Origin of the sequence: Streptomyces beijiangensis (genome assembly GCF_017315755.1) — a bacterium.
GTDB lineage: Bacteria > Actinomycetota > Actinomycetes > Streptomycetales > Streptomycetaceae > Streptomyces > Streptomyces beijiangensis.
Genome location: NZ_JAFLRJ010001344.1, coordinates 1 through 322 on the forward strand (window position 1 = coordinate 1; position 322 = coordinate 322).

1 pseudogene is annotated in these 322 nt (G+C 77.6%); it reads right to left on the reverse strand.

Going from position 1 to position 322, the window contains the following annotated elements:
• A pseudogene (locus J0695_RS41765) lies at window positions 1-322 on the reverse strand (tetratricopeptide repeat protein); the annotation flags it as partial.

Below are 322 nucleotides of genomic sequence, written 5' to 3' on the forward strand. Positions count from 1 at the left end.
GGCCAGTTCCGGGCGATCCCGGCGGCCTGCAACCGCCGCTCGGCGGCGGCCCGGTGCTCGCCCAGCTCACCGAGGCAGTCCCCGAGCCACCAGAGCGTCTGCACGACCGCCCCGTCGCCATGCGTCCCGGCGGTCACCTCGGGCAGTACGGACTCCAGCACCTCGGCGGCCTCGGCCCACCGCCCGCGCCGCAGCAGGAACCCGCCGAGCTGATGCCGCGCCCAGACGCCCAGCGTCGGTCCCTCGCCCGCCTCGTCGGCCCAGTGCGCCGCCTCCAGGGCGTGGTCCGTGGCCTCCGCCACCCGCCCGAGCCCACGAGACT